This is a genomic window from Brucella gallinifaecis (assembly GCF_006476605.1).
Lineage (GTDB): Bacteria > Pseudomonadota > Alphaproteobacteria > Rhizobiales > Rhizobiaceae > Brucella > Brucella gallinifaecis.
On the sequence record NZ_ML636801.1, the window covers coordinates 451,491 to 469,780 of the forward strand.

The window sequence follows — 18,290 nt, forward strand, 5'->3', positions numbered from 1 at the left end:
GTCAAACCATGCACATCGCTGATTTTGTAGCAGCCGAGGCGCAAAAGCCTTTCCGGTGGGGTGAGACTGACTGCGCTTCAACCGCTGATCGCTGGATCAAGGATAAGACAGGTTTGTCGCCATTAGTGCGGGCCGGGTTGATTTACCGCGATGAATACGACGCGACAGCCATCCTGATTGAGCGCGGCGGGTTCCCTGTCATTGTTAATCGGGCGATGAAACTTGTCGGCTTTGAAAAGACCGAAGCGCCTCAAATCGGGGACGTTGGTCTGATCCTTCGTTCTGGCAGGATGTGCCTCGCGATACGAACTGAAACACTTTGGTTTTCACGAGATGAGAGCGGCCTCGTCGGCGCGCCTCTTGATGCTGTCTGGAAAGCTTGGAGAATACAATGCCAGTAGCTCTTTCCGGTATCATCGCGAGCATTATTGGGACGGGCGCTATCGGTGCCGCAATTCAGACTGGCCTCGCCGCAATCACGATGTTTGCATCTACTACTCTCGGCGGGTTGGCACTGTCTCTCGGGTTTTCCTATCTCGCGTCATCGATTTTCAGACCATCACAGCCAAAACCAGAAGATGTTCAACAGCAGGTACGCCAGCCGACAGCACCACGCATCCGGCATTATGGCCGGGTGAAAACGTCCGGCACATGGGCGTTCGCGGAAACCAAAAGCGGAAATTTCTATAAGGTGTTAGCGCTTGGACAGGGACCGTTTGACGCGATTGAGGAATTTTGGATTGACGACACCCTTATCAATCTTATGCCTGACGGAACGCCCGTGCCGCCAAGCAAATGGCGGCATGGTCAGATAAACGAATCGTTGCTTCGCATCGAAGCTCGCTTAGGCGCTACAACGGAAGTTGCCTATTCTGAGCTGGTTACTGAGTTCCCAGAATGGACTGCCCAACACCGGGGTGACGGCGTGGCTTCTTTGTTAGCCTGCCAATATGCAATTGGACAGGAATACTATCTCAGCCTTTTCCCCAACGGGATTAATACCAACTATCGGGTTGTAGCCCGCACATCTCTTGTGAAAAACCCTGTTACGGGCGTCACGGAATGGAATGATCGCGCAGCAGCAGTAATTCGCGATTACATGACCCATCGTGACGGGATGCGTTTGCCTGAAAGTCTCTTCACTACACCTTTGGCGCATGCCGGTTGGGTCGAAGCCTATAATCGTTCAAGCGAAGCCATTGCAATAGCTGCCGGAGGAACAGAGCCGCGCTATCGTCTTTGGGGTTCATATCAACTCAATGAGCGCCCAGCAGATGTTCTAGGCCGAATGCTGGCATGTTGTGACGGTCGGTTGGTCCCTACACCTGACGGCGGATTGACCCTTGATATTGGAGCATGGGAAGAACCAACGGTTGTTCTGACGGCTGACGCAATCACCGGATTTTCCGATGTTGGCCGTGGACGCGATGTGATGACATCAGCCAACACGATCCGCGCAACCTTCCTTGATCCAGGTCAGGATTATCAATCCACTGATGCAGACCCGTGGGCTGATGAGGATGACGTGTCTGAGCGTGGCGAAGAAGCCAAGGACGTTCAATTCAATATGGCGCCGTCTCACAGTCAGGCACGGAGGCTCATGAAGCTGGAATGGTACAGGGCAAACCCGAATTGGGTGGGAACGTTTAATACAAACCTGATGGGCCTTGCTGCTTTTGGTGAGCGCTTCATTCGCGTCCAGTATCCGCTATTCGGCATCAATAGTGTTTTCGAGGTATTGGACTTTAAGTTTATTCTGGGTGAAGGTGGCATTTTGCAGGGTGCAACCGTACAGGTGCAGTCCATGCCTCAAACCGCGTATCAGTGGGATACCTCGCAAGAAGGAACGGCTCCTGTTTCCGACAACAGCAACGTAGATGACGATTTGCCTGTGCCAGCCGCGCCGGAGGTAATCATCCAGTCCGGGCCAGTTGCAGAATTGAGTTTTCCACCTTCGAGCAATCTCATTCTGAGCTATATGGTTCGCTGGAAAAAGACTGCCGACACAGAATGGACCGTATTTGGTCCTCTGGATAACAATGCTGAAAGCTTCACAACACCAACGTTGGAAGCCGCAACGGAATATGAATTCCAGCTCGCAATGCGTACTGAAAAGGGGCGTGTAGGCGCTTATTCGCCAAGCACGGTCCGAACAACACCCTGATCAAACAAACAATTCAAATAATTTCCCCTGCTCAGGCGGGGCTATTTGCCATGGAGCAATCGCATGACCGTTCGTACCATTGATGATATCTTCCGCGATTTCACTATCGATGGCGTCCCCTCATCAGGTCCGTTCAACCCTTACAAACCAGACATCCGCGACACGCTCAAGGCTTTGCTAGAGGGTGTAAGCACCTTTCCTGATAACCGTGTTATTCGATTGAACAATGCCAACTCGGGTACGCCTAATAACATTGTTGTAACGGCATCCGTTGCTATCCCAGCCGCCGCGTATCAGGTTCTCTACATCCTAAACGTGACGCAAGTAAACACAGGGCCAGTAACGGTATCTGGCGAGATCAGTCGAACTCTTGTTACCAACACCAGTCGCCCTATCGAGCCGGGCTATTTGAAACCCGGAATGGCGCTGCTTTGCATAGACACCGGCACAGAATTGCGATTGCTTTCATACGGCGATGCTGAGGCTATTTTGGCGGCGGCTGAGGCAGCAGCGGATCGTGCAGAAGATGCTGCTGCTGGCCTTAACCTTCCCGTCATTCAACCAGGTGACGCTGGAAAGTCACTTATCGTCAACGATGACGAAAATGGATATGAGCTGGGTTCTGCGACAGCAGGTTATTACGACAGCAAAGTAGTTGTCGAAGCCACAAATGTTCCCGATGGAACGAACTTCATTCATACTGCTGGCTACTACGCAGTTGGTGATGGCGGCGCTGCTCTCTATAAGCGTGTAGATGAAGAACCAGCCCATGGCGGTAAGGTTCAATCAGCAGATGGGGCGTGGTGGGAACAGTCCGCTGATGTTTCATATGAAAGGCTAACGGATGAGCTTAGAGGCAAGCTGGTTCCACCTATAAATAATATGTTTATAGCAACATGGTCCCCTACTGGATATATTAATAACTCTAATCAGGATCAGCAGATCGGACTGTACACCAGTCTTGACGGCATTTCATTCAAGCGCCTAAACGCATTTATTCCTGTTTATGGGCGAGATAATATTCCATGGACCGGACAGGGACCTTCTCCCATTTACACTAATGGGTATTTCTATATTTCGGTACAAGATTATTATTGGAATCAATATGATTTTGTAATTTACCGAAGCCGGGATTTGACAACTTGGGAGCGAGTTGAGTGCACACTTGGAAATAATGCAGTAGTAAATGGTACCACTCCTGTGGGCGATGGGACAGTTCCCGCGGATTTCATATGGGGGCCGGAGCTCGTTTTGTTAAATGGTGAGCTTCATGTGTTTGTAGGAATACATTATGATGACAATTTTATCGATGTTCATGGGCAATCTGTATTCAATGTGAGGTCGTATTATTCCCGTTGCACTGACATTGAATCTTTAAAGTGGTCGGATCCGCTTCCTATGGGTTTCCCGCAATCGGCTAATCTCTGCTATTTTGATCCTGATGCTGTCGTTGTAGATGATGTAATGTATTTCGCTGCAAAAAATGAATTTGATAAAAGAATTTATGTTTTTTCAGCTGATGCATTAGACGGCGTGTATACACAGCTTTATCAAATAGCTAGCGGGGTTGATGTTGAGGCACCGTGTCTGACGAAGAGAAGATATGTCGAAGGTGGAGAATTAAAAGAGCAATTTGTTTTATATGTTGATGCTTATGGGGAGGGTTTGACGTATGTAAATATGAGTCAAACAATTGAAACAAATGGTTGGACTGGATGGACCGATATCAAAACACCTACTCCAATTCGACATGGATCAGTCGAAAACCTGGTAGGGGTTGATGATGAAACAACTGCCCGTTCAATTCTTGCACTCGTTTCTTCTGCTTCTCCTAATGATATTGGGAATATGCCCGTATCTACAATAGACCTGTCTACTGGCGTAAATGAAATATATCCGAGGGAAGGTTATATATACCGCGTTACAGATAGTAAGCAGTCTCAGATTAATATTAAGGGAAACACCGCAGCTTTCTTTTATCTACAGGTGTCATCTGGTCAGGTTCCCGCTGGAATTAGTGTTTTAAACGGGCCATATTTTCTGTCAGCCAACGGCATTGCAAGCCACATCGGATATGGGAAAAGTGGTGAAGCTATTTTCCGAGTACAGAGAAATAGGCACGGAATTTATGCGATTGAGGGTGACGAGAGTCAAGGCGGTCAAATCATATCTGCAAATACTCTTACAAATTGGCCGGATATAAATAACGGTTCTATTAGTTGGTTTCCTAAATTTGGGACCTGCTACGGGACTGACGGCTCCATGGCAGACACGGTAATTCATGGGTTGCCGTCAAATATTCCTGATGGGCATTGGTTCCAGTTTTACATTGGTGCGGCAGGAGATACAGGAAGAGTTTTGCTTAAGGCGGGAGGGGAGAACATGGCTGTTTATGGCAGTGATCTGGTTTTGAGTGGTTCAAATGGCCAGGGTGATAGGTTGATTACTCTTCGTAAGGTTGGTGGTCTATGGAGGTGTGAGGCGCACTAGCGCTCGTGGATAAAGGTTGACTGTGTGGAAACCGTTTTTTGGTTTAAGGCTTAAATTTGGAGACTGTCGGTTCCTCAAAAATCAATAGGCTGGTACCGATCCCGCACGACAATGCTAAATACAAATGGCGTAACCAGATACGATAAGACTAAGGAATCTTCCTTGGTTCGTCGCCATAGCCGCAGTCAAAGACTTGTACCCTTTATCTTCGCATTAGATCAGGATCGTTTATGCGGCAATCCTCATTCTTATATGCGTTCCATGTATGTTAATTGAATGTCAGCGTATTGTACCGATTCTGTCAAATCCGTCCCAACGCCAATTTGAGTGGTATTGCTTAAGTGAGGTAGCAAATTTTTCAATTGACTTGCTGTCAAGCTCATGAACGCGCTCGTAAATATATGCCTCATGGCCGAAAGCAAGGTGGTATGGGCCCGAAGATACCTTGTAATCGATACCAATTCCTTCGCCGTTTAATATTTGTTCTGATGGGACACTAACTACACGTTGAGATGTTTCTGGAAGGTGTAAAGGTGTTGGAGAAGCAACAACAGCATATTTAGATTTCAATGTATTTACTAGAAATCCATCTCTTTCATCGACCTGGGCCGCCCATTCATTTTTAGACTCTAGTCTTTTGTCCAAAGCTGTAAGCAATGAACCGGTTAGTGCTTCACTAGATGCAAAAACTGTAAATTTTTCACCGTTGCTGGTAACTTTAATAAGTTCATTGATTAACTTTTGGTATTCGTGATAATTGTTTACCTTTAATGGAGGATATCTATCGTTTGGGGTTATATATGTAAAATTAAATAACGGATGTATAGATGGAACGAAGGAGGCAGAAAAAATTACTACAGCTATTAATACTGAGCAAAGACTGAGCACCAATTGATTGATTGGTTGTCTGATCGAACTTAGAGCTAGAATTATTGGATAAGCGAAGGCTGGTAACATGAAAAAAATAATAGGCAGACCATGTTGCACAGAGGGGGCTTGAGTTTGGGTGAATAAAGCGAACGTTAGAACGGAAACAGATCCACAAAACAATATTGCGAAATTGCGTCGAATAAGCGCTAGTCCTAAACCCAAAGTCATGAAGATGACGAAAAAATAGCCAGACCTTGAAATAAGGCGGCGGAAACTTTCACTAATAGGAGCTTGATATGCTTGATAAGCATCGGAGTAGGACGTTGAAATTATCCGCTTACTTAGTCCAAGTTGAAAGGCTAACAACATGAAGCAGCCAACGCAAACTATAATAAAATAGGGTAAAAGCCTATTAGTAATAGCCTGCCAAGTCTCTTTGCGAAAGTTAGTTTTCATGATCGAGACAGCAAACGTGCAGCTTAATAATGCAAAGCCTGCATAGGCGTACCAGCGTCTAAACATAAATGACAGCCAAACGAGGAAACCAACCCAAAATGCGCTTCTAATTTTATTGGAATCAAAAAAATTACTTTTTAAAATGATGATAGCTGCCCCCCCCAGAGGAATTAGTCCGATGATATCAGTCATCCCGCGTAAAGATGATTGCCAAAAAGGAGGTGTTAATAGGCACAATAAAAAAACTATTGTTTTTGTAAACTTTGACGGACTTGATGCGCTAGCTTTGACGGATAGTGCTGTCGACATAAGAGCGGCTGGTATTATGAAAAACCAATAAATACCAGTAATATAGGCTATTCTATTCTCTCCAGCTAATAAGTAGACTGGGGTCAGGATAGCTACACTGGATGCGTTGTAATCGTCTTCATTTATAGATTTTATTAGCTTTTTTGCCCAAGCTAATGGGTCGGATGATATTGCATGGCCGTACTCTTGATACATATAATAGTAGTTCCCCCAGTCCCATAGATAAGCTGGGTGCTCTTGATTGACGTATCCCAAAACGAAAAGAGACAGGGTTGTGCAAGTAATAACGATAAGGAATGTGCAAAATGTATTAATTTTCATCAGCGCCTATCCAAAATTTTTTCTACAATAAACCTTGGCCGTTTTTTTACTTCTAGATATATTTTACCAACATACTCACCTATTATTCCAAGGCTTAGTAGTTGAATGCCACCAAGAAAAAGAATTGGGAGAATAGTCGATGCCCACCCCGGAACGGCATGTCCAAAGTATAAAGTTCTGATCAATATCGCCCATAATGCTGTTAGGAAAGCAAAAACACTAACAACAAGCCCTAAAGCGGTAACAAGTCTAAGGGGAGCCACTGAAAAAGATGTGATGCCATTTATTGCGAGACTAAGCATTTTACGTAGTGTGTATTTCGTCTCGCCATGTTCCCTATCTTGTCGTTCATAATGGATTATCGATGTGGGAAAGCCGATACTAGGGATGATCCCACGTAGAAAAAGATTAAATTCTTCATGGTCCAGTAGAGCGTTTAATGACTTGCGAGACATTAAGCGAAAATCTGCATGATCTTCAATGATATTGACACCTAAAGCTTTCATGATCTTGTAATAGATAATCGCTGTATTGCGCTTGAAGGCTGTATCGTTTCCCCTTGATGATCTGACACCTAATGCTAGTTCCGCTCCAGCTTGATAAGCTGTAAGCATATCAGTGATGGCATTTAGATCGTCTTGTAGATCGGCATCAATAGTCAGCACAACTTCACTAACGGATTTACTTAATCCAGCTAGCATAGCGTTTTGATGGCCATAGTTACGGCTTAGCTTGACTCCTTGAATGGGATGTGACGCTGCAAGCTTTTCGATGAGCTGCCATGTCGTATCTTTGCTGCCATCGTCCACCAGGATCAGTTTGAATGAATTCATTTTGATGTCGGCAGTCTTGCTCAGTCCCTCCAAGAAGGAGCTTAATTGTGGGATTGTGTGTGGAATGGTATCTTCTTCATTGTAGCAAGGAATAACTACATCTAGGCTATAATTATTTATCGTCATGTCCAAACACCCATGTCTTCATAAGAATGAAGAAAGTTAAGTTATACGTTATCATTGCTATGAGTTGAGCCATAATCATTGGCACGATTGCTAGGTGTATCAAGTAATATAGAACGACAAGGTTAAGTACGTATGCAATGGAAAAAGCTGCCCCAAATCTTGTCAGTGAACCACCAGAAGACTTCTGACGAAATGTGAAGTGGCTGTTCAATAAATAGCTATTTAAAAGTCCAGCGCCAAAACCCACAGTATTACTTAAATACGGATTTATATCCAAGGTAGTGAGTACTGCAATTACCAGAAAGGTTAATACAGTATTAAGAATCCCAACGATCCCATATTTGATAAGCTGCGATATCAATATTATAGCCCCCCTAGCGGCTAGAGAGCATTGATACAAATATCCTGAAAAATCAATACGGTTTAACCATGAGATGACTTATGGTTTTAAAATGCCGCTTCCAGACGGTGGTGGCATAGTCGACTGACCACACCTCACCTGCGCTTAATGATCATCTCATAATATGAGGGAAACACAATAGATTGAGCGTTGTGGTTGGTGCGTCTTATCCCCGTCACGGCGCTTGCCGGTAATGTGGTGGGGTGGGGTGAAACATTCTCTAGCCACCATTAAGCCGTGCTTTATGCGCGATTTCTGTTGAGGGGAAATTACGCGCACTATGCAATCATTCATTGTATAGTGTATTTTCTGATGTGTTATGCATGCAAAAAGCCGCCCCCGGCCAAGGAAAGCGACTTTTGCGAGCTTATCAGCAATTTGGCTAGATGCTCTACACACCCTTAAAATACTTATTTTGAGGAAGTTTTCTAGCCAAGTTGGGCACCACCTCAACATATTGAAAAGGCTAGAAAATATGGCGAATGATGTAACGCAGAGCACCACCCCGGAACAAGGCGAACTGAATCTGTCCGTCGCAATGGAGACAGAGCGTAACGGTGTGGGGATGGGTGTCCTTAGTAATGGGACGCCTTACCTCACATTGCGCGGGCTTGCAGCTATGTGCGGTGTTGATCACTCTCTGATCGTAAGAATCACATCTCAATGGATTGACGAGCCGCTAAAGCCACGCGAGAGGCGTATTAGAGAGATTATCCGCGAGCATGGAGGTGACGACACAGTTGCGTTCTGGGGTGTAGTTAAGGACGGCACAATTCAACATATTGTGCCTGATGTCGTCTGTATGGCAATTCTTGAATATTATGCATTCGAGGCCAACAGTTCAGCTCAGGAACATGCGCTTCGCAGTTTCCGTGTTCTTGCTAGAAAAGGGTTTGAAGATTTCATCTATTCTCAGGTGGGCTACAATCCATCTGGTGCCGTAGATATTTCATGGAAACAGTTCCATGACAGGGTTTCTCTTTCATATCATACAGTTCCTGATGGCTACTTTTCTATTTTTAAAGAGATAGCCGACATGCTGGTAACTATGATCCGCGAGGGCGCAAATCTCGGAAGCAAATTCATCCCTGACATTAGTGTCGGACAAGCTTGGGCAAAATATTGGAAAGAAAATAGCCTTGAGGTATTATACGGTGAGCGAAAGCAGTATGATCACAATTATCCTGCGTACTTTCCTCAAGCCATGTCAAACCCTCAGCCAGCTTATTGCTATCCAGATGACGCACTAGCTGAATTTCGCAAGTGGCTTAAAAAGACTTATCTCACCACAGGTTTGCCGAAATACTTGAACAACAAAGTGCAGCAGGGTCAAATTCCCGCCAAGCACGCTGCGGCGGCCATTGAAGCTTTCAAGCCAAAAGCCATTCCTTCAAAGCCTCACTAAACACATCCCTGTGCCGTCAGGTACATCAGAATGAATACACCAAGGCCCTGCAATCGCGGGGCCTATTCTTTTACCTAAAGGGAAAATCCACCATGAATATGCACCTTGGCGATACCCGCCTCTTGATTGAGGCAGGTCGAGAACGCGGACTATTGCGCAATCAAATGGCGTATGTGCTGGCAACTGCTTATCACGAGACGGCGCATACTATGAAGCCGATCAATGAGATGGGCGGTGACAAGTACCTACGCTCAAAGAAATACTGGCCGTATATCGGGCGTGGCTACGTTCAAATCACATGGAAGGTGAATTACGAAAAGGCTGGCAAGGTTCTTGGCGTGGACTTCGTTTCAAAGCCTGATCTGTTGCTTAAGCCTGAATATGCCGCGCCAATCATCATAGCAGGCATGGTTGAGGGCTGGTTTGCCGGTGACAACAAAGGCCGTCACCGGCTTGATCGATACATCACTTTGCAAAAGTCCGACTTCAAGGGCGCTCGTCGGATTGTCAACGGAACGGACAAGGCCGATCTGATTGCAGGCTATGCGCGTGAATATGACAAGGCTTTGCTAGCAGAAGGCTATGGTGTTGATACGATCATCGAAGCCAAGCCGAATGAAATTCTGCCAGAGCCTGTTGAAGAAAAGCCAATCTCCAAATCATCGCGGTTCTGGTCTTGGATCGGTAGCGGCGGGGCAGGGGCAGCAATCCCGTTTGTTGATTGGCGTGTGCAGATGGTGCTGGTCGTATTTGTCCTTGCTCTTACGGCCTATGCAATCTTCACCATGCCACAGGCCAAGGCCAAGCTTGAAAAGCTGGTGGATTCGATATGACCGCAATCTGGGCCTTAATTCCTAACTGGTTGAAGATGACCGCCGCCGCTGTTCTGGCGGCATTTTTGTGTCTGGGTGCTGGATACACCTATGGCACGATGAAAGAGCGTCAGCGGTCAGCATTGGCCGCAGCAGAAGCAACCGCAAAGGCAATCCAAAAGAGGGCGGATATAGATGAGGAAGTTATCAACATGGATGCTTATCGGCTTTGCCTTGAGCTTGGCGGGGTGCGCGACGAATGCGCCCAATTGCGCAGGCTGGAAGCAGATAAGCGTTAAACCTGACACTGCCGTTTATCTGGCTGGAAACGATTTGAAAGCGGGGCAGGGCATTGTTGCGCATAATGCATATGGAAAGAAAGCGGGTTGCTGGAAATGACAGAGGCGGGACAGGATAGAGCGATTGGCCGTGTCGAGGGTAAGCTTGATCAGATCATCAAGGATATGGATCGTGCACGCGATGACCGTAAGCAGCAATATGAGCGTCAGGAAAAGACGGAACGTATCCTTGAGAAGATGGAGCGCAAAATCGACAGTCTTGATTCGCGCCTTGAGAATGTCGAGGAACCAGTTGCGGACTTCAATCGCTGGCGTGAGCGTGGAGTAGGGGCAGTCATGCTCATATCATTTGCAGCCGCTTCATTCGGAGGCCTGTTAGCCACATTTGGAAAGAAGATTTGGGCGCTGATGACGGGGTGAACCACGAACAGACTCTGTAAACTATTTGTAAACTGGAAGTTTTCTGTTCAGCGGAATTTAGCGTATCTTATTGAAAAGATTGGTGGGTGATGTAGGGATCGAACCTACGACCCGCTGATTAAGAGTCAGCTGCTCTACCAACTGAGCTAATCACCCACTCGCTTCTCCGAGGCAGCGGCCCCGGTGAGGTGAGCGGTTCTATAAAGCTCGCTTTTCTCTGTGTCTAGTCTTCAGCCAATAAAAAATCGAAAAAAGTTGGCTTAATTTTAAAAAGCCCGGAAATGCGCAGTTTTTATAAATTGCTACGCATATCTATTTCATATTCTGGTTGTCAGTCATCGCTAAAACTTGTCCTGAATAGCTTGCGAAACAGAATCAAAGTGCCCGTGATTCTGTTTTCTGAAACAATTTCCGCGATGCGGTTGTAACGCAGGTCATGAATTTCCATATTGCATTGCGTTAGCTGGACAGGTTTATGTAGCCTAATGCCTGTCAGATGAGCATAGTCGTGGCGGCATTATGGGTGTTTTCTGTAAATGCTTCAAATGTCGCAGTTATGTCATCTTTTTTTGATGCTTGTCTGAGATGCTTCGGCATATAAAAGACTTGATGAGTGAATATGTTGTTTGCCATTGAGAAACGCTGCAAGCGTAAATAACGATGCGCAGGCAGGCGAGGGGTTCACGCACCGGATTGTCCTCGTTTTATAAAACCTGAAGCTATATCTGGATTGGGATGGCTTCATAATCTGGTTCGCGGCATTTTGAGGACGGAATGGAAAGCATAATCAGTGATCTCGGACAGTTCATTTCCGATCATCGGGCATGGGCGGGTCCTATCGTGGGCGTCATTGCCTTCGGCGAGTCACTCGCTGTTATTGGAATGCTTATTCCTGCGACGCCGATAATGCTTGCGATTGGTGGTCTTGTCGGGGCCGGTATCGTCGAACCATGGCCGATTATCATTGGTGCGATTATTGGTGCCGTAATCGGTGATATTGTATCTTATTTGCTCGGCTGGTGGCTTGGTCGCAGCATTATTCATAAATGGCCTCTCAACAAGCATCGCACCGGGATCGCGCGTGCGCGTCTGCTGTTTCGCCGCTATGGCTTCTCCGCTGTTTTTCTTGGCCGGTTTTTCGGGCCTGTGCGTTGCACCGTGCCGATGGTTGCAGGCATGATGTCTATGGACCAGAAACGCTTCCAGACAGCGAATGTGCTTTCTGCGATGGTCTGGGCACCTGTTATGTTCCTGCCGGGCTGGCTGGCTGGCCGTGGCATAGGCGTGTTTTCGAAAATGGATGGCGATCACATGTTCTGGGCCGCTATTGGAATTACGGCTGTAACGATTGTTGCAACCCTGATTGGCATGCGCTGGTTCAAGGGGCGTCCACGACGCGAACGCAAGCGCGGAGTTCGTATTTCTCCTGCTGAATAGTGTATGATGCTTGCGCATGGGCCAAGCGTCTGCATAATGCACCAACCTTATGCCTATTTGACAACATGGCGTTTGAAGACTTAAGAAAAGTCTTCCTTATGTCCTTTTAAAAGGTTTATCGCGCTCTATGCCCGACGACAGTTCTGACGATTCGTCTTCACGAAGTCCCGCTCCCTCAATGGGAGCATTGGACTTAAAGGGCTTTGAGCTTACTCACGCCGTTTGCAGTTTTTATCAGCTGAACCATGCACTCATGGTTCGGGATGAGAACGCATGCGGCATTTTTTCTGTTTCCTCTTTCTTCTGATCTTATAGGAGCCGACGCATCATGGATTGGTCCATGGACTGGATTGCCGACCCCAATGCCTGGATAGGTCTGGTAACATTGGTGGTATTGGAGATTGTTCTCGGCATCGACAATCTCGTTTTTATTGCAATTCTGGCTGATAAACTGCCACCGCATCAGCGTAACCGTGCGCGTATAATCGGCCTTTCGCTTGCTTTGCTTATGCGCCTGGTGCTGTTGGCGTCGATCTCATGGATTGTAACGTTACGCGAACCTCTGATTACGGTAATGGAGCTGTCATTCTCTGGCCGCGATATTATCATGCTGATCGGTGGTTTGTTCTTGTTGGCCAAGGGCACGATGGAGCTGCATGAACGTCTCGAGGGAGCACATGACACGAAGACATCACGTGTGGTTCATGCCGTATTCTGGCAGGTTATCGTGCAAATCGTGGTGCTTGATGCTGTGTTCTCGCTTGATAGCGTGATTACGGCTGTTGGTATGGTCCAGCATTTGCCGGTGATGATGATTGCAGTTATTATTGCTATTGCGGTTATGATGCTGGCATCGCGTCCGCTGATGGATTTTGTCAACAAACATCCAACGGTCGTTATTCTGTGTCTCGGCTTTCTGATGATGATCGGCTTCAGTCTGGTTGTTGAAGGCTTTGGATTCCATATTCCAAAGGGCTATCTCTATGCGGCCATTGGTTTCTCGGTGTTGATCGAGGCAGCCAACCAGATGGCGCGCAAGAATCGCGAGAAGCTTGTGACAACCAATGATCTGCGTGAAAGGACTGCGGGGGCTGTGTTGCGGCTTCTTGGCGGACAGCGCGATGACAATCCGCTCTCTGATACGGTTGATGTGATTGCACAGCAAACCGCATCAAGTGATATCTTCCTGCCGGAAGAAAAAGAGATGATCCGCGGTGTTCTTGATCTTGCCGAGCGTCCGGTTCGTTCAATCATGTCGCCACGCAATGAAATCGAGTGGCTTGATCTGGATGAAGATGAAGGCGAGCTGCATGCCTCGATTCGAGGGCTCACACATTCCCGTGTGATTGTTGCACGCCGTCAGGTGGACGAGTTTGTTGGTGTGGCTCTTGTCAAGGATTTGTTGCTGGATATGAGCGACAAGAAGCCGATTGATTGGGAACATGTGATCAAACAACCGCTTGTTGTCCATGAGAATGCAAATGTGTTGCGGGTGATGGAACAATTACGTGTCTCCCCCGTGCAACTGGCTGTGGTGATTGATGAGCATGGCTCTTTTGAAGGTGTGGTTACACCGACAGATGTGCTTGAAGCTATTGCCGGTGAATTCCCGGATGAGGACGAAGAGGCATCTGTTGCAGAATCAGATGGACAGGGGGGCTATCTGGTGGATGGCTTCACGGACATTCGCCGTATGAGCAGTATCCTGCAATGTGATCTTGTGGATGACAGTGATCGTTATACTACGCTTGCCGGCTATGTGATCTGGCACCTTGGTCATTTGCCATTGGGCGGTGAGAGTTTCATTGCTGATGGGTTTGAGTTCACGATTCAGGCGATGAACGGGCGTCATGTTGAAAAGGTACATATTCGGCCAGTTGACGATTACGAGGTGTAATGGGAAATAATTTTGCGTGCCGCTTTATGGTTGCTCGCAAAATATTTCATTGTGTTAACTCCGATAGAATAAGTAGGATATTGACTTTACTGAAGAAGCCTTCAAAAATTAACACATCGTTCATTGTTGCGGTAAAAACGTGGCTTTGAAGTGGATATGCTATCGGGAGGCTCTTATGAATCATATATTTCAAACGCTGATGAGAAGCCTGAAAAGTGCTGTTCAGGCAGTGATGGCTTCTTTGGAACAGCCCTGGCATGATATGAAGCTGAGTGCTGATGAAATTGCAGAGCGCCGTCGTAACCGTCTTGAGGGTGGTGAGCAAAATTTTCTCTGGTGTTGGCAGCATCGCGGGTTTTGGTAAGCCTGACAGGTGGAAAAAGTTTCGAAAGCCGGGGGCGAAAGCTTCCGGCTTTCTCATTTTTATTGCGTGGTTTTATAGGTTGGTGGAAAAATATTCTCGTATGAATTTTACTGCTAGATGCGATTTCCAAGAATGGTTTCAAAAGTAGTTTATATATTTAAATCAATGATTTAGATTGATTCTTTGCCGCCTCTCTGTAAATTTATTTCCCAATGCAAGTCGATTTTGGGTGCTTTGCGCAAGTAAAGTGAGAAGGGTGATATATATGAAGAAAATTATTCTATATGCGGCAATGGCTCTTGGTCTGGGCGCTGTTCCAGTGCAGGCGCAGCAGCCAACGGAAATACTCAATGTTTCCTATGATATTGCGCGCGAGCTTTACGAGCAGGTCAACAAGGCGTTTGTTGCTGACTGGAAAGCCAAGACAGGTGAAGATCTGACCGTTAATCAGTCTCATGCCGGTTCCTCCAAGCAGGCACGTTCTATTCTTGAGGGACTTGAAGCAGATGTTGTCACCTTTAATCAGGTGACAGATGTTCAGGTTCTGCACGACAAGGGCGATCTGATCCCGGCTGACTGGCAGAAGCGTTTGCCGAACAATTCTTCGCCTTATTATTCGTTTCCTGCTTTTCTTGTGCGTGAGGGAAACCCCAAGGGCATCAAGAACTGGGATGATCTGGCCCGTGAAGACGTGAAGGTTATTTTCCCGAATCCGAAAACCTCAGGCAATGCACGCTATACCTATCTGGCGGCAACGGCTTATGCCAATGAAGCATTTGACGGTGATCAGGACAAGGTGCACGAGTTCATCGGCAAGATATTCAAGAATGTGCCGGTGTTTGATACTGGTGGTCGTGGTGCAACAACCACATTTGCGGAACGCGGTATTGGTGATGTTCTTGTGACATTTGAAGCAGAAACCCGTGGGACTGAAAAAGTTCTCGGAGCCGACAAATATGATGTTGTCGTTCCTGAAGTCAGCCTGCTTGCGGAGTTTCCGGTAACGGTTGTTGATAAGGTTGTCGATAAGCGTGGCTCGCGAAAGATTGCCGAAGCCTATCTCGAATATCTTTATTCGCCGGAAGGCCAGGAAATTGTTGCCCAGAACTTTAACCGTGTGCACGACAAGGATGTGATTGCAAAACATAAGGATATTTATCCTGATGTTCGTCTTGTAACGGTCGAAGATGCATTTGGCGGTTGGGAAAAGGTGCAAAAAGAGCATTTCGCCGAAGGTGGCGTACTTGATAAGCTTTTTACTGCCAAGTAAACAAAACTATCCGGCGGGGATATTTGATCTCCGCCTTTTTTCTGGAAAAATTCAGTGTCAATTCTGAGCATGAAACGCAATTCGGTGCTGCCGGGCTTTGGTCTTACCCTCGGCTGCACTTTGCTTTATCTGGCGGTGATTGTCGCTTTGCCGCTTTTGGCAATGCTCCTGAAAACTGCAAGCCTCGGCTGGAGTGATTTCTGGAGGATTGTGACATCTGAGCGGGCCTTGGCGACGTTTCGGATTACGATCAGTGCCGCAGCCGTTGCTACAGTTTTCAACGGTTTGTTTGGATTGCTGCTGGCATGGGTTTTGTCCCGCTATCAGTTTCCGGGTAAGCGATTGATTGATGCGGCGGTTGATCTGCCTTTTGCCTTGCCGACGGCGATTGCCGGTCTGGCGCTGGTGACGCTTTTTGCTCCCAATGGTTGGTTTGGGCGTTTTCTTGAACCGATTGGTATCAAAGTCGCCTATGCACCGCTTGGTATTATGATTGCGATGTTTTTCACAAGCATCCCTTTTGTCGTGCGTACTGTGCAGCCGGTGCTGGAAGATATGAGCGCGGATGTTGAAGAGGCAGCACGCAGCCTTGGCGCAAAGCCGTGGCAGATTTTTTCGCATATTATCTGGCCGACAATCTTTCCAGCTTTTCTTGCCGGGGCGTCCTTGTCTTTCGCGCGCAGTCTTGGTGAGTTTGGCTCAATTGTCTTCATTTCAGGGAACCTGCCTTTTGAAACGGAAGTGACTTCACTTCTCGTGTTTATCAGGCTTGATGAATATGATTATCCGGCAGCGGCGGCTTTGGCTTTCGTCATGCTGCTGATGGCCTTTATCATGCTTCTTGTAACCAATCTTATTCAGGCAAGGCAGCTTCGTTATGCAGAGCGCTAGTGTTCAGGCGCGTAATGCGCCGGGTCCCGTCCGCAGCCTGCTGATTGGTCTTGTCGTGGTCTTGTCGGCTATTTGCATTGGTGCTCCGCTGGCGATTATTTTTTCCTATGCATTCAGCAAGGGCATGGGTGTTTTCTTTAGTGAAATCCTGAAACCTGATACGCTGCATGCCGTGTGGCTGACGGTATTGACAGCGATTGTTGTTGTGCCGATCAATATGGCCTTTGGCATTTGTGTTGCCTGGCTGGTTACAAAATTTCGCTTTCCGGGACGCAGGCTTCTGATCACCTTTGTGGAGATTCCTTTTTCAGTGTCTCCGATTGTGGCGGGTGTGACCTATCTGTTTCTGTATGGATCCCAGGGGCTGTTAGGACCGCTTCTTGAGAGCTATGACATCAAGATCATGTTCACGGTGCCGGCGATCTTTCTGGTCAGCCTGTTCGTGACTTCGCCTTTTGTAGCGCGTGAACTCATTCCGTTGATGGAAGTGCAGGGGAGTGATGAGGAAGAGGCGGCTCTGACACTGGGAGCCAATGCCTGGCAGACATTTTTCTATGTCACGTTCCCCAACATCAAATGGGCACTGCTTTATGGTGCCGTGCTTTGTAATGCACGTGTGATGGGTGAGTTTGGTGCTGTGTCTATTGTTTCCGGCGCCATTCGTGGAAAAACCAATACTTTGCCGCTGCAAGTTGAGCTTTTGTTCAATGATTACAATGTGGCCGGAGCATTTGCCGCTGCTTCTACCCTGGCTGGCATAGCGTTGCTGACACTGGTTTTAAAAATCTGGCTTGAGCGTAAACAGCATAGCTGAAAAATAAGAACCGCCCGACTTGTGAAAAGTGGGCGGTTCGCGATCACGCTGCTTGGGATAGCGTGTGTGTTATTGGTTCTCTGTGAAGCGAAGAGGCGAGGATTGCGCCTTCTGGCCAACGGCTGAAGCCGCTTTCCACGTTGATATGTCCGGCGTGGCCAACATCAACAAAGCCTGAACCCCAGACATTGGCGATGGCTTCTGCCTTGGCGAAGCTCATGTAATTATCATTACGGCTGGCAACGACAATGGACGGAAATGTCAATTCATGTCGCGGCAAAGGAGCAAAGCTCGCAAAGCGGCTATCGCGGCGAGACATGGTTTCAACATCGGCGGGAGCAACCAGTAAAGCGCCTGCAACATGCGCTGCCGCCGGACGGCTTGCGAGGTGCGAAACGAGAATGCAACCAAGACTATGGGCAACCAGAACTGCACCGGGATTTTCGGCGAGCTTGGCTTCTAGCGCGTGCATCCAGTCGGATAGCACCGGATAGTGCCAGTCGTCCTGTTCGACGAGCACTGCTGACGGATCGTCATGCAACCATTGGCGCTGCCAGTGGCCTGCTTCCGATCCCTTGTAACCGGGGATGATCAATGTCGCAGGCATGCTTTAGTTCCTCTTGAAAAGAGCCTTGGGAGGCTGGTTTTGCTCTGCATTGGAATGTTATGCGAAGCAATTTCCAAGATATGGGCTATTAACTGTCAATTTAAG

Annotated in this window: 16 protein-coding genes, 1 tRNA gene and 1 pseudogene; 12 read left to right on the forward strand and 6 right to left on the reverse strand. The window is 47.3% G+C overall.

Features of this window, described 5'->3' with window-relative positions:
- Positions 1–8: 8 nt before the first annotated feature.
- From FHY56_RS04415 to FHY56_RS04425, 3 genes and pseudogenes are all read left to right on the forward strand, one after another.
- The gene (locus FHY56_RS04415; RefSeq protein ID WP_140903954.1) at positions 9–401 is read left to right on the forward strand and encodes a DUF6950 family protein; all 393 of its coding nucleotides are present in this window, start codon (positions 9–11) and stop codon (positions 399–401) included.
- A complete protein-coding gene (locus tag FHY56_RS18305; RefSeq protein ID WP_140903955.1) occupies positions 392–2,164 on the forward strand; it encodes a phage tail protein in 1,773 nt (590 codons plus the stop codon). Before FHY56_RS04415 ends, FHY56_RS18305 begins: the two co-directional genes overlap by 10 nt.
- Before the next feature lie 63 nt (positions 2,165–2,227).
- Positions 2,228–2,848: pseudogene (locus FHY56_RS04425) on the forward strand (hypothetical protein); the annotation flags it as partial.
- Between the two features lie 2,085 nt (positions 2,849–4,933).
- On the opposite strand, the gene FHY56_RS04430 reads toward FHY56_RS04425, so the two are convergent.
- Genes FHY56_RS04430 through FHY56_RS18350 form a run of 3 tightly spaced genes read right to left on the reverse strand, consistent with a single transcriptional unit; the run spans position 4,934 to position 7,969 of the window.
- Positions 4,934–6,610, reverse strand: coding sequence for a hypothetical protein (locus FHY56_RS04430; RefSeq protein WP_140903956.1), 1,677 nt, complete (start codon positions 6,608–6,610; stop codon positions 4,934–4,936).
- Positions 6,610–7,569 (reverse strand): glycosyltransferase family 2 protein, encoded by a 960-nt coding sequence (locus FHY56_RS04435; protein WP_140903957.1) that lies wholly within the window; start codon positions 7,567–7,569, stop codon positions 6,610–6,612. The genes FHY56_RS04430 and FHY56_RS04435 overlap by 1 nt, the downstream gene beginning before the upstream one ends.
- The gene (locus FHY56_RS18350; RefSeq protein ID WP_376890245.1) at positions 7,556–7,969 is read right to left on the reverse strand and encodes a GtrA family protein; all 414 of its coding nucleotides are present in this window, start codon (positions 7,967–7,969) and stop codon (positions 7,556–7,558) included. The genes FHY56_RS04435 and FHY56_RS18350 overlap by 14 nt, the downstream gene beginning before the upstream one ends.
- A gap of 475 nt (positions 7,970–8,444) precedes the next feature.
- Between FHY56_RS18350 and FHY56_RS04445 the strand changes: the two genes are divergently transcribed.
- The 4 genes from FHY56_RS04445 (at position 8,445) to FHY56_RS04460 (ending at position 10,905) form a co-directional block, all read left to right on the forward strand.
- Positions 8,445–9,374, forward strand: coding sequence for a BstA C-terminal domain-containing protein (locus FHY56_RS04445; protein ID WP_140903958.1), 930 nt, complete (start codon positions 8,445–8,447; stop codon positions 9,372–9,374).
- Positions 9,375–9,466: 92 nt separating this feature from the next.
- A complete protein-coding gene (locus FHY56_RS04450; protein WP_140903959.1) occupies positions 9,467–10,207 on the forward strand; it encodes a glycoside hydrolase family 19 protein in 741 nt (246 codons plus the stop codon).
- Positions 10,204–10,485: a hypothetical protein gene (locus tag FHY56_RS04455; protein ID WP_140903960.1), complete on the forward strand. Its 282-nt coding sequence runs from the start codon at positions 10,204–10,206 to the stop codon at positions 10,483–10,485. The genes FHY56_RS04450 and FHY56_RS04455 overlap by 4 nt, the downstream gene beginning before the upstream one ends.
- Positions 10,486–10,581: 96 nt before the next feature.
- Entirely contained in the window at positions 10,582–10,905 is a 324-nt protein-coding gene (locus tag FHY56_RS04460; protein ID WP_158447737.1) for a hypothetical protein, read from the forward strand.
- Positions 10,906–10,985: 80 nt separating this feature from the next.
- On the opposite strand, the gene FHY56_RS04465 is transcribed toward FHY56_RS04460, so the two are convergent.
- Positions 10,986–11,061: transfer RNA gene (locus tag FHY56_RS04465), tRNA-Lys, on the reverse strand.
- Positions 11,062–11,679: 618 nt separating this feature from the next.
- On the opposite strand from FHY56_RS04465, the gene FHY56_RS04470 reads away from it, so the two are divergent.
- Together FHY56_RS04470 and FHY56_RS04475 are read left to right on the forward strand one after the other, a co-directional pair.
- Positions 11,680–12,342 carry a DedA family protein gene (locus FHY56_RS04470; RefSeq protein WP_140903962.1) on the forward strand — a complete coding sequence of 221 codons (663 nt, stop codon included), beginning with the start codon at positions 11,680–11,682 and terminating at the stop codon, positions 12,340–12,342.
- A 328-nt stretch (positions 12,343–12,670) separates the two neighbouring features.
- Positions 12,671–14,239, forward strand: coding sequence for a TerC family protein (locus FHY56_RS04475; RefSeq protein WP_140903963.1), 1,569 nt, complete (start codon positions 12,671–12,673; stop codon positions 14,237–14,239).
- Between the two features lie 46 nt (positions 14,240–14,285).
- Here the strand turns inward: FHY56_RS04475 and FHY56_RS17770 are convergent, their stop codons facing one another.
- Entirely contained in the window at positions 14,286–14,660 is a 375-nt protein-coding gene (locus FHY56_RS17770) for a hypothetical protein (protein WP_158447738.1), read from the reverse strand.
- Positions 14,661–14,868: 208 nt separating this feature from the next.
- Here FHY56_RS17770 and FHY56_RS04485 point away from each other — a divergent pair, with 208 nt between their 5' ends.
- From FHY56_RS04485 to cysW, 3 genes are all read left to right on the forward strand, one after another.
- Entirely contained in the window at positions 14,869–15,873 is a 1,005-nt protein-coding gene (locus tag FHY56_RS04485; RefSeq protein ID WP_140903965.1) for a sulfate ABC transporter substrate-binding protein, read from the forward strand.
- Between the two features lie 69 nt (positions 15,874–15,942).
- Positions 15,943–16,764 carry a sulfate ABC transporter permease subunit CysT gene (gene cysT, locus FHY56_RS04490; protein WP_140904007.1) on the forward strand — a complete coding sequence of 274 codons (822 nt, stop codon included), beginning with the start codon at positions 15,943–15,945 and terminating at the stop codon, positions 16,762–16,764.
- Positions 16,751–17,578: a sulfate ABC transporter permease subunit CysW gene (gene cysW / locus FHY56_RS04495; protein WP_140903966.1), complete on the forward strand. Its 828-nt coding sequence runs from the start codon at positions 16,751–16,753 to the stop codon at positions 17,576–17,578. Before cysT ends, cysW begins: the two co-directional genes overlap by 14 nt.
- A gap of 43 nt (positions 17,579–17,621) precedes the next feature.
- Here cysW and FHY56_RS04500 read toward each other — a convergent pair whose 3' ends face one another.
- Complete coding sequence (locus FHY56_RS04500) at positions 17,622–18,185, reverse strand: alpha/beta hydrolase (RefSeq protein ID WP_140903967.1); 564 nt, start codon at positions 18,183–18,185, stop codon at positions 17,622–17,624.
- Between the last annotated feature and the right edge of the window lie 105 nt (positions 18,186–18,290).

What these genes read in the sequence shown, in the direction of transcription:
- FHY56_RS04415 (WP_140903954.1), top strand. Translation starts at nt 9, where the DNA reads ATGCACATCGCTGATTTTGTAGCAGCCGAGGCGCAAAAGCCTTTCCGG.
- FHY56_RS18305 (WP_140903955.1), top strand. Translation starts at nt 392, where the DNA reads ATGCCAGTAGCTCTTTCCGGTATCATCGCGAGCATTATTGGGACGGGC.
- FHY56_RS04430 (WP_140903956.1), bottom strand. Translation starts at nt 6,610, where the DNA reads ATGAAAATTAATACATTTTGCACATTCCTTATCGTTATTACTTGCACA.
- FHY56_RS04435 (WP_140903957.1), bottom strand. Translation starts at nt 7,569, where the DNA reads ATGACGATAAATAATTATAGCCTAGATGTAGTTATTCCTTGCTACAAT.
- FHY56_RS04445 (WP_140903958.1), top strand. Translation starts at nt 8,445, where the DNA reads ATGGCGAATGATGTAACGCAGAGCACCACCCCGGAACAAGGCGAACTG.
- FHY56_RS04450 (WP_140903959.1), top strand. Translation starts at nt 9,467, where the DNA reads ATGAATATGCACCTTGGCGATACCCGCCTCTTGATTGAGGCAGGTCGA.
- FHY56_RS04455 (WP_140903960.1), top strand. Translation starts at nt 10,204, where the DNA reads ATGACCGCAATCTGGGCCTTAATTCCTAACTGGTTGAAGATGACCGCC.
- FHY56_RS04460 (WP_158447737.1), top strand. Translation starts at nt 10,582, where the DNA reads ATGACAGAGGCGGGACAGGATAGAGCGATTGGCCGTGTCGAGGGTAAG.
- FHY56_RS04470 (WP_140903962.1), top strand. Translation starts at nt 11,680, where the DNA reads ATGGAAAGCATAATCAGTGATCTCGGACAGTTCATTTCCGATCATCGG.
- FHY56_RS04475 (WP_140903963.1), top strand. Translation starts at nt 12,671, where the DNA reads ATGGATTGGTCCATGGACTGGATTGCCGACCCCAATGCCTGGATAGGT.
- FHY56_RS17770 (WP_158447738.1), bottom strand. Translation starts at nt 14,660, where the DNA reads ATGAGAAAGCCGGAAGCTTTCGCCCCCGGCTTTCGAAACTTTTTCCAC.
- FHY56_RS04485 (WP_140903965.1), top strand. Translation starts at nt 14,869, where the DNA reads ATGAAGAAAATTATTCTATATGCGGCAATGGCTCTTGGTCTGGGCGCT.
- cysT (WP_140904007.1), top strand. Translation starts at nt 15,943, where the DNA reads ATGAAACGCAATTCGGTGCTGCCGGGCTTTGGTCTTACCCTCGGCTGC.
- cysW (WP_140903966.1), top strand. Translation starts at nt 16,751, where the DNA reads ATGCAGAGCGCTAGTGTTCAGGCGCGTAATGCGCCGGGTCCCGTCCGC.
- FHY56_RS04500 (WP_140903967.1), bottom strand. Translation starts at nt 18,185, where the DNA reads ATGCCTGCGACATTGATCATCCCCGGTTACAAGGGATCGGAAGCAGGC.